Consider the following 515-nt stretch of genomic DNA (forward strand, 5'->3'; position numbering starts at 1 on the left):
CAAGTACGGCAGGGCGTGAATCCTTTGACATTTCTTCACCTCTTGTAGTGGTGTTGATCGCGTTCCATTCGCGGGGAAAAGCTCGCGTGCAACATAGGCGCAGACATGATCTGTCGCAACCATTAGTCAGCCGCAGATACAGCCATTTCGATCTAACCATAGAACAGAATCAAAGCCTGCAACGGCGCGGTTTCAGAGGGTTTACATCAAGGCGTCATTGAGTATTCAAAGGGCGTCGTGACCGCGCTCGATTGCTTGATTCGCGCAGGAATATCCTGCAGGGCAAAACATGTTTTCAGCGGGCAAACAGCTGGCATTCGATCATGAGGGAAACTTGTGATCATCAAGATTAAAATGAGTTTGTCTCACCAGTGCCTGATCCCGACAATGGCCGCCATCAACAAGACATTGGAGTTGTTTGTCATGGCACTGGCCCATTCCCTCGGATTTCCGCGCATCGGTCGCGACCGCGAACTGAAGAAAGCGCAAGAGGCGTTCTGGAAAGGAGAACTGAA

General features: G+C 50.9%; 1 protein-coding gene. It reads left to right on the forward strand.

Translation table 11 applies throughout. The features are described from left to right. Positions 1-423 precede the first annotated feature (423 nt). Positions 424-515 (forward strand): hypothetical protein (locus HT737_RS32925; protein WP_374011215.1); only part of this gene is annotated, 92 nt, incomplete at its 3' end.

Origin of the sequence: Pseudomonas sp. MD195_PC81_125 (assembly GCF_014060985.1) — a bacterium.
In the GTDB taxonomy this organism is placed as follows: domain Bacteria; phylum Pseudomonadota; class Gammaproteobacteria; order Pseudomonadales; family Pseudomonadaceae; genus Aquipseudomonas; species Aquipseudomonas parakoreensis.